8 protein-coding genes and 1 pseudogene are annotated in these 9,767 nt (G+C 44.1%); 3 read left to right on the forward strand and 6 right to left on the reverse strand.

Translation table 11 applies throughout. The features are described 5' to 3' along the window. Positions 1 to 12 precede the first annotated feature (12 nt). A complete protein-coding gene (locus tag QZ076_RS08030) occupies positions 13 to 393 on the forward strand; it encodes a RidA family protein (RefSeq protein ID WP_293712202.1) in 381 nt (126 codons plus the stop codon). A 74-nt stretch (positions 394 to 467) separates the two neighbouring features. On the opposite strand, the gene QZ076_RS08035 is transcribed toward QZ076_RS08030, so the two are convergent. Then, positions 468 to 2,030 carry a TlpA disulfide reductase family protein gene (locus QZ076_RS08035; RefSeq protein ID WP_293712204.1) on the reverse strand — a complete coding sequence of 521 codons (1,563 nt, stop codon included), beginning with the start codon at positions 2,028 to 2,030 and terminating at the stop codon, positions 468 to 470. Positions 2,031 to 2,106: 76 nt separating this feature from the next. Next, positions 2,107 to 3,921 (reverse strand): YgiQ family radical SAM protein, encoded by a 1,815-nt coding sequence (locus tag QZ076_RS08040; protein ID WP_293712206.1) that lies wholly within the window; start codon positions 3,919 to 3,921, stop codon positions 2,107 to 2,109. A gap of 215 nt (positions 3,922 to 4,136) precedes the next feature. Between QZ076_RS08040 and QZ076_RS08045 the strand changes: the two genes are divergently transcribed. Then, on the forward strand, positions 4,137 to 5,138 hold the full coding sequence (locus QZ076_RS08045; RefSeq protein WP_293712209.1) for a malate dehydrogenase: 1,002 nt from the start codon (positions 4,137 to 4,139) through the stop codon (positions 5,136 to 5,138). Between the two features lie 72 nt (positions 5,139 to 5,210). Here QZ076_RS08045 and QZ076_RS08050 read toward each other — a convergent pair whose 3' ends face one another. Both QZ076_RS08050 and ispE read right to left on the reverse strand, forming a co-directional pair. Next, a complete protein-coding gene (locus QZ076_RS08050) occupies positions 5,211 to 5,789 on the reverse strand; it encodes a class I SAM-dependent methyltransferase (RefSeq protein ID WP_293712212.1) in 579 nt (192 codons plus the stop codon). Then, entirely contained in the window at positions 5,786 to 6,595 is an 810-nt protein-coding gene (gene ispE, locus QZ076_RS08055) for a 4-(cytidine 5'-diphospho)-2-C-methyl-D-erythritol kinase (protein WP_293712214.1), read from the reverse strand. Before ispE ends, QZ076_RS08050 begins: the two co-directional genes overlap by 4 nt. A gap of 201 nt (positions 6,596 to 6,796) precedes the next feature. Here ispE and QZ076_RS08060 point away from each other — a divergent pair, with 201 nt between their 5' ends. Further along, positions 6,797 to 7,888, forward strand: coding sequence for an acyltransferase (locus tag QZ076_RS08060; protein ID WP_293712216.1), 1,092 nt, complete (start codon positions 6,797 to 6,799; stop codon positions 7,886 to 7,888). 84 nt (positions 7,889 to 7,972) lie between these two features. On the opposite strand, the gene QZ076_RS08065 is transcribed toward QZ076_RS08060, so the two are convergent. Further along, entirely contained in the window at positions 7,973 to 9,382 is a 1,410-nt protein-coding gene (locus QZ076_RS08065; RefSeq protein ID WP_293712218.1) for an MFS transporter, read from the reverse strand. Positions 9,383 to 9,406: 24 nt separating this feature from the next. After that, a pseudogene (locus QZ076_RS08070) lies at positions 9,407 to 9,767 on the reverse strand (bifunctional folylpolyglutamate synthase/dihydrofolate synthase); the annotation flags it as partial.

Below are 9,767 nucleotides of genomic sequence, written 5' to 3' on the forward strand. Positions count from 1 at the left end.
AAGATAAACACAATGAAAAAAGCAATTGCAACAACAAATGCACCTGCCGCAATAGGCCCTTACAGCCAGGCAGTACAAATAGGGAATATGCTGTTCGCTTCCGGACAGCTGGGTATCGATCCGGCAACAGGCAACTTCGTGGAAGGTGCCGTTAAGGAGCAGACAGCCCAGGCTTTCAAAAACGTAAAGGCTATCCTGGCAGAAGCCGGATACAGTATTGACGATGTGGTGAAAACAACCGTATTTCTTGTCGATATGGGCGATTTCGTAGCAATGAATGAAGTATATGCTTCCCAGTTTGAAGGAACTTTTCCGGCTCGCTCTGCAGTAGCCGTGAAAACACTGCCGAAGAATGGTTTGGTAGAGATTGAAGTGATTGCCGTGAAGGCTTGATAATCATTGTCTAAATAATAAGGGACTTTTGAATTCAAAAGTCCCTTATTATTTTATAGAAGTATTTTATATTCTTATTCTTCAGTCAGAGATAGTCCTGAAATTTTAAAACAGGAGTCACAGTCTCCTTCGATGAAATCGACGGTTTTCGTATCCGCCGGCAACGCCGGAAAATGCAGGGTAAAAGGATATTCTCCGGATTCCGGCATGGTGAAACGTTCATCAGGAGTGATACCGTCTGCCGATTTTAAGGGATAATGTGTACCGTCTTCTGTTTTCAGATAAGTATCTTTACTTATGGTTATCCAGTATCCCGGAGCGTTAAAAGCTTTCATCTGAAAAAGGGTTTCTGTATTAGTCAGTTCTATTCTGTTTATCTCGATTGACTCAGTGTTGCTCGATTTCTCCATAGGGAGATCGATGATTGTTGTGTTTCCTTCCTTTTTTATAGACATGACGCGGTTTTCTTTGTTTACCCATTTGTTCAGTTTACGTTTGAGTAATCCCGGGCCATATCCGCTCCATGCATGCAGAATAATACCATCGGGTGAGATGATTACATAATGAGGGATCCCTCTGACGTTGTATTTTGCGGCCAGTCCGCTCATTCCTCCAAAGTCATTTAGGTTTACCCATGACATATCTTTTTTCTTCGAGACTTCTTTCCATCCTTTTTCAGTATCCGTACTCAGGCTGATCACAGTTACTTTATCTTTTTGGGTTTCGGATATTTCTTTCATTTCCGGTAAAGCCATCATACACGGGCCACATCCGCGGCTCCAGAAATCGATCAGGATATATTTCCCTTTATAGTCGGCCAGGTGATGAATATTTCCTTGCAGGTCGTAAAGGTCGGTATCGGCCATTTCATCGCCTTCCTTCACTGTAACGGGAGGATACAGACAGACGGTGATCTCTTTCCCTACTGCCGACTGTTTATCTTTCTCAGACAGTTTGTTGTATAATGCAATAATATCTTCTTTATAAGGAAAATCCTTTACGTATTTGAGTTCCATACTTAGTCCGCGCAACTTGTTTATCCAAATCGTTTCGATAGGAGTTTCCTGCATGATTCCGATTTCTTTTTGGGAAATGATCAGTCTAAGTGAATCCTGCATTCTTTTAATATCATCCATTTCGTTTTTTAGTCTGGCGCTTTCCTCCTCTGAAAGATTTCCAGATCGCAGAAGAGGAAATATTTCTGTCATTTTCAAGGTTAATGCCTGATCCTGATTGGTTTCTTCCAAGGTCGCCTCTTTGTAACGGTTCAGTATTTGTTGTTCTTTGATAGTACTGGACACATCCCAGGTACGTAGCAGTTTGTTGTTGCCACTTACTGTAGTTACAGTGTTCGGTGCAACCCATACATCCAGCCCTGTGCCGGGAAAACCTTTGCCATGTCCGATAATCATCAACCCTTCCGGTTCGTTGTCGGTGGTTTGTCCCCGGAAACTGAAGGAATTGTTTATAACCGTATCATGAGCAATAGAACTCATTACTTGCCCGTCACTGCGGAATAGACCGATTTGGATACTGTCTTCCAGACCGGCAATTGTTCCTTTGATCGTGAACTCCTTTTGTGCGTGTGCAGATATTACTGCTAACAGCATTGTTCCTGCGATAAATGCTTTTGCCATATAGTGTATTATTTAGGTAGGTGCAATATTACGAAATATTCGTAATACTAAGGCGTGGAAAGAGTAAAAAATGGTTTTATCGCCCGAAAAGTTTATTCAGCAGGTCTTTTTTTCCCATCTTCTGTAAGGCTTGCGTTATTTGCCTGCGGAATTCCGGTTTATACCAGAAGAAAAATTGCCGTTGCGCCAGTTTCTGTTCTTTGGTGCGAGCGGTATATACTTTTTCCAGGGTATAGGGATGGTAGCCCGTGTAATACATTTCCGTTGCCAGTGTCATGGGTGTGGGAGTGAAGTCTTGCACCTGTTCCAGCTGGAAATGCAACTTCTTGGTTTCGATAGCCAGCCTGGCCATATCCTCTTCCGTACATCCCGGGTGGCTTGATATAAAATAAGGAATTAATTGTTGGTTCAGCCCTTGTTGCTTATTAACACGGTCAAATATCTTTTTGAATTGTCCGAATTGTTCGAAAGAAGGCTTGCGCATCATCTTCAGTACGTTATCTTCCGTATGTTCGGGGGCTACCTTCAGACGTCCGGATACATGACGGGCAATCAACTCTTCTGTATAGCTTTGTGCCGACTTATTCACGATTTCATCGTCGTAACGGTGTAAAAGAAGGTCGTAACGCACCCCACTGCCGATAAACGACCGTTTAATACCCGGCAGACGGTCTACCGCCTTATAAATATCCAGTAACGGTGTATGATCCGCATTCAGGTTCTTACATACCACAGGCGAGATACAGGACGGCTTTTTACATTTGGCGCAGATACTCTGATCCTTGCCTCTCATCTTATACATATTAGCCGAAGGGCCTCCCAGGTCGCTCAGGTTACCTTTGAAATCGGGCATTTCCGTTATCGCTTTTACTTCCTTCAGGATAGACTCTTTACTCCGGGATGCAATGAACTTTCCCTGATGGGCAGAGATCGTACAGAAAGCGCAACCGCCGAAACATCCCCGGTGCATGTTGACGGAGAATTTGATCATTTCGAATGCCGGTATCGTTTTCCCTTTATATTTAGGATGCGGTAAGCGTGTGTAAGGAAGATCGAATGAGGCATCCACTTCGGCTTCCGTCATAGGCGGGAAAGGCGGGTTGACTACAATTGTCTGCTTCCCTACCTGCTGAAGGATGCGGGAGGCATTATACTTATTCGATTCCTCTTCGATATGCCGGAAGTTTTTAGCCTGTTTCAATTTATCCCGTAAACACTCTTCATGTGAGAAAAGTACGATGTCATCGGGCTTTTTCTCTTCTTTATCAGCCAGGTAAGCTGTCTGGCGGATATCTCTTAGCTGGTTAAACGATTCTCCTTTTAGCAGGCGTGCGACCAGTTCTTTGAGAGGTAATTCCCCCATTCCATAAATCAGCAGATCGGCCGGGCTGTCTATCAGGATACCCGGACGAAGTTTGTCCTGCCAATAGTCGTAATGAGTCAGCCGGCGTAAAGAAGCCTCGATTCCACCGAGTACGACCGGTACATCGGGATAGAGTTCCTTTAGTATTTTGGTATAGACAATGCTTGGATAATCCGGACGCATACCGGCCCGGCGATCGGGGGTATAGGCGTCGTCACTGCGTAACCGTTTGTTGGCGGTATAGTGATTAATCATCGAATCCATCGCCCCCGGAGAGACACCGAAGAAAAGACGGGGCACTCCCAGCTTTTTAAAATCACGATAATCCCCGCGCCAGTCCGGTTGCGGAACAATCGCCACACGAAGCCCCATCGCCTCGAGCGTACGTCCGATAACGGCAGCACCAAACGAGGGATGATCCACATAGGCATCTCCGCTAAAAAGAATGACATCTATATAATCCCATCCACGGGCATCCACTTCTTTCTTGGTTGTAGGCAACCAGGCTTCAGGTCTGAATGTTTTCATGGTACAAAGATAATAATTATATATGATAATGATTGACGGTTTGTTACCAGCTAATTAGTATAACTTTTGTTTATAGCGGATAGTATTTTATGATTGGCATAAAAAGAATCGATCCCTTATCTTTGTTGTCGAAAAAAAACAGCATTGCATTGCAAACATTATCAGTAGGATAAGTGTTCTTCAAGCAGACATAATTATTTTAAAAACAATACAGTATGAAAGCATTAACAGACGAAAAGCTAACCATTGTAGGTGCAGCAGGTATGATCGGTTCTAACATGGCCCAGACAGCTTTAATGATGGGGTTAACCTCTAATATTTGTCTTTACGATCCTTTTGCTCCGGCTTTGGAAGGAGTAGCCGAAGAAATGTTCCAATCCGGATTTGAATATGCAAACATCACTTTTACTTCTGATATCAGCGAAGCATTAAGAGGTGCTAAATATGTCGTTTCATCCGGTGGTGCAGCCCGTAAAGCAGGTATGACCCGTGAAGACTTACTAAAAGGTAATGCTGAAATTGCAGCCCAGTTCGGTAAAGATCTCCGTTCTTATTGCCCGGATGTAAAGCATGTGGTAGTGATCTTTAACCCGGCTGATATTACCGGATTGATTACCTTGTTATATTCTGGCCTGAAACCTTCACAGGTGAGTACGCTGGCGGCTTTGGATAGTACACGTCTGCAAACAGCACTGGCACAACATTTCGGTATCCGTCAGAACCTGGTGAAAGGTTGCCGTACATATGGAGGACATGGCGAACAAATGGCTGTTTTTGCATCTACTGCGACTGTCGACGGCAAACCGTTACTGGACCTGATCGGTACTCCTGAACTGACTGACGAACAGTGGGAAGACCTGAAGGTAAAAGTGATACAAGGAGGAAAACGTATCATTGAACTTCGCGGTCGTTCTTCTTTCCAGAGCCCGTCTTACCTGTCGATCGAAATGATCCGTGCTGCTATGGGTGGCGAATCCTTCCGTTGGCCTGCCGGAACTTATGTTCATACCGGTAAATTCGATCATATCATGATGGCTATGGAAACAGAAATTACCAAAGACGGTATTTTCTATAAAGAAGTAGAAGGTACACCGAAAGAAAATGCAGAACTGGAGGAAAGTTACGTACACCTGAGTAAATTACGTGACGAAGTGATCGGCATGGGTATTATCCCTGAAATTCATTTGTGGCATACAATCAATCCGCATATGAAATAAGTAGTTTCTTATATGATATATACGAAGAAGGGAGTGACCGGTTGTCGGCACTCCCTTTTTACATTTTGTATTTTATCGATTGCGTATGCCGCTGACCAGATAAAGATTGTCGGTATCTTCCATTTCCTGTATGTGGAAGAATGGTTCCATCATAGCGGCTACTTCCCGTACGGGAGGCAGACCGAATGAGATCCGGTTAGCTTGTTTGTTGTGATGGCTGTTGATCGATTCGCGTCCTTCGCTATGGCAGATCACGAGTTCTCCGCCGGGAGTAAGCAGTTCGGCCAAATGGGCGATCAACTTTTCCGGCTGCTCAAAATGGGGAAATACACTATAGGCTATGATGAAGTCGAACCGCTCGTCTTTCAGATCCATTATATCCATACTGCGGAAGTCGACCGTATTCACCGCATATTTACTGCTGGCCTGATCGATCATCCGGGGGGAAATATCTATACCTGTGATATGCGTCGGAGAATAAGTAAGCAGATATTGTTCCAGTATGCCTGTTCCACATCCTACATCTAGTATCTTTAGTCCTTTATGTAAGGTGGTATGTTCCAGTATATAGGTGATCTTTTCGGGATCGTGGTAACACAGTTCGTCCCAGCGATCGGCCAGGGCATCGAAGAAACCGGCTATTTTATTCATGTCAATTGTCCCTCCCAAACAAAGCAACCGGAAAATTGTTCCTTCAAACGAGTCGGATTTTCAAACAGTCCGAATACGGAAGAGCCTGATCCTGACATAGATGCATATACGGCACCAGCCTGATAAAGTGTCTCTTTTATCTGTCCGATAACCGGATGTTTGGTGAACACGCTTTGCTCGAAATCGTTTATCATAAAGTCTTTCCATGCTGTAATCGGCTTACGGATGATCTCTTTTAAAGATATTTCCGGAGCTTTCGGGGTAACCAGTGAATAGGCTTCGGGAGTGGAAACGGCCACATCCGGTTTTATCAGGCATAAATGATATCCTCTTAGGGAAAGGTCGACAGGTTCGAATATATTACCTGTCCCGCTGGCAAATACCGGTGTGTTACGGATAAAGAAAGGGCAGTCCGCACCGATGGAAACGGCTATTTTTTCAAGTTCATCCGCTGGAATATTGAGTTGGCAGAAGTCATTCAGCAGTTTCAGCATAAAAGCAGCGTCAGCCGATCCGCCACCTAGTCCGGCTCCGAAAGGGATCGTTTTAAGCAGATGGATCTCAAGAGGAGGAATTTCATATTGTGTTTTTAGCAGGTTTAATGCTTTTATTACAAGGTTCTTTTCCATCGGAGCATCTACCTGTATCCCTGTTTGTGTGAAAGATAATTCTTCTGCGTTCACGATTTCGAGTGCATCTTTCACCGGAATAGGATAAAATACGGTTTCTATATTATGGTAACCGTCCGGTCGTTTATTAACGACGTTGAGTCCCAGGTTTATTTTGGCATTGGGAAAACAAATCATAAATGGATCCTTTAAATTATATATTATGGACAAACGTATATAAAATAATCCTTATAAGCAAATGATATAAATTTATCCTTAATGCGGCGGAGTTGAGGCTTATCGTTTATTTAGGAGAATGAAGAGAAGCTGATTTGCGGAATATTGATTATCTTCGCCACCGAAATTCTCAATATTATACCAATCAGAAAACTCAAGAAAATGAAACGAATTGTTTTTTTAGACTATGTACGCGTGTTTGCCTGCTTCCTTGTTATGGTCGTTCACGCCAGTGAAAACTTTTATGGTGCTCCCGGATCCACAGACATGGCGGGGCCGCAATCCTTTTTAGTCAATGAGGCAGATCGGCTGTGGGTGTCTGTGTATGATGGTTTCTCACGTATGGCAGTGCCTTTGTTTATGATTGTCTCCGCTTTTCTTCTTGCACCGATGAAGGAGGGGCAAACTATGTGGCAATTCTACCGTCAGCGTTGCATTCGTATACTGCCGCCGTTTTTCATATTCATGATATTATACAGTACTTTGCCTATGTTGTGGGGACAGATCGATGGAGAAACTTCAATAAAGGACTTATCACGGATATTGCTGAATTTCCCTACGTTGGCGGGGCATTTGTGGTTTATGTATCCTTTGATCAGTCTTTACCTCTTTATTCCTATCATATCGCCCTGGCTGAGTAAAGCTACGGCGAAAGAGGAACGCTTTTTTATCGGGCTGTTCCTGTTAACGACCTGTATGCCGTATCTCAACCGCTGGTGCGGTGAAGTGTGGGGGCAGTGTTTTTGGAACGAATACCATATGTTGTGGTACTTCTCTGGTTATCTGGGTTATCTTGTTCTGGCACATTATATACGTGTTCATCTTACTTGGGAGCGCTCCAAACGTCTTGCCATAGGATTCGTCTTGATGGTCGTAGGGGCTGCACTGACCATCTATTCGTTCTATATCCAGGCTATACCCGGAGAACTTCATACTACTCCCGTAATAGAAATAGGATGGGCCTTTTGTACGATCAACTGTGTGCTTCTTACCGCGGGTACATTCCTTATGTTTACTTGTATAGATCGTCCGAAAGCTCCAAAGCTGATAACAGAAATGTCGAAACTCAGCTATGGCATGTATCTTATGCATATATTTTGGCTTGGATTATGGGTAACAGTGTTTAAGCAAACTTTGGCATTGCCGACTGTAGCTGCCATACCTAGCATTGCGGTGAGTACCTTCGTTAGCTGTTACGTAACGACAAAGATTCTTTCGTTTTTACCCGGTAGTAAATGGATAATCGGAGATTAAAATAATGTAAGTGTTTTAGTATAAAAAAAGTCCCGATATTTTTTCAAGCAAAATATCGGGACTTTTTATGTTTACCTTAGTTCATTAAGGCTCTGCAATCGTTTCTTCTGCGAGGATACGTGCTTTGTCGGCATCGCTCTGGATATTGGGTTGTTCCAGACCGTAATGTTTGATCTTATCTTCACGCTTCAACAGTAAAGCGATGATCAATGCCAACACACCGAAACAGGTAAAGATTGCCATCGGTAGCGTATAATCGTAGGCCGGTTTTCCGGTACCGTTGTCGATCTTGCAATAGGTATCCAATACCCATCCGATCAGAAGTGGAACCATACTTAATCCGATGTTCTGAACCCAGAAGATCAGGGCATAAGCTGTACCCAACTGCTTTTCCGGGATGATCTTTGGAACAGAAGGCCACATGGCTGACGGAACCAGGGAGAAAGCAATACCTAATACGACCATTACGATGGTAGCAAACCACCATTCGTTGAGGATCGGCAAGGTGAACAGCAGGTGAACACCGATCAGCATCAATGCACCGTAGATCATGATAGTAGCTCCTTTTCCTTTACGGTCGTACAGGTTTCCGAAGAACGGTGTCAACAGGATCGTACCGAAAGGCAGGATGGCTGGAATGTTACCGGCCAGGTCGGGGTTTACATTATATTTATTGACCATCAGATCGGTTGCATATTTCAGGAATGGGAATACGGCTGAATAGAACAATACGCACAATAGGGCGATCAACCAGAAACCTTTGCTGGAAATGATCAGACCAATATCTTTCAGACGGAACGGTTCTTCCTCTTCTGCCTGTTCGACAGCACTCATAGAAGTATCCAGCTTACGGTCCATCACACAGAATACAAGGAATGCGATCAGACCGATACACAACATACAAAGGCAAAGCAGGATAGGAGCGGAGATGCTACCGAAGAACTTCGCTGCCGGAACAGTGATCGACAATGCCAGTGCTGTACCCAAACGGGCAGTTGCCATTTCCAGACCCATTGCCAATGCCATTTCTTTACCCTTGAACCATCTTACAATGATCTTGGAAACGGTGATACCGGCAGTTTCCACACCCACACCGAAGATAGCATAACCGAGAGCCGCTACCATTACCTGGGCTTTCCATCCGAACAATTCACCTTCCATGGTAAATAAATCGGATATTGCATAATATTTAAGTGAACAACCGATGATCATTAAAATACAGGCTCCGACTCCGGTAAAACGGACACCCATCTTATCCAGTACGATACCCCCGATGATCAACATGAAAAGGAAGACATTGAACCAACCGTAGGCGCTTGTGAAGAAGCCGTATTCGGTACTGTTCCAGGAAAGTTGTTCTTCCAGCATCGGTTTAAGCGGGGCCATCACGTCGGTGAGGAAATATCCGCAAAGCATGGTAAATGCGACGAGCGCGAGTACGCTCCATCGAGCTACTTTTGAGTCGCTCAGTTTCTGGTGAATTTGTTCAATCATGATATTTGTTTTAATTAAGTTATATTACTTGTCTTCTTTCTTAAAGAGGGGAAGTGCATCAGCTACGATAAATGTACTTCCTCCGATAAAGATCGTATCCTCTTCGTGAGCCCGTCCCAAAGCCCGTGTAACGGCATCGGCTACGCTATCGCAGATAACTCCGCTAAGCCCGTGACTGACAGCCATCGCTGCAAAGTCGGTGGCAGGCATAGCTCGTGCGACCGATGCCTGGGTGAAATAATAAAAGGCATCTTTGGGCATTAGTTCCAGTACGCCGTTAATATCTTTGTCGTTTACCATTCCGACGACCATGTGAGTCTGCCGTGAATGTTTTATTACTTCATTCAATTGTATATTCAGATATTCCCAACCGCCTATGTTATGG

Origin of the sequence: uncultured Parabacteroides sp. (genome assembly GCF_905196875.1) — a bacterium.
GTDB lineage: Bacteria > Bacteroidota > Bacteroidia > Bacteroidales > Tannerellaceae > Parabacteroides.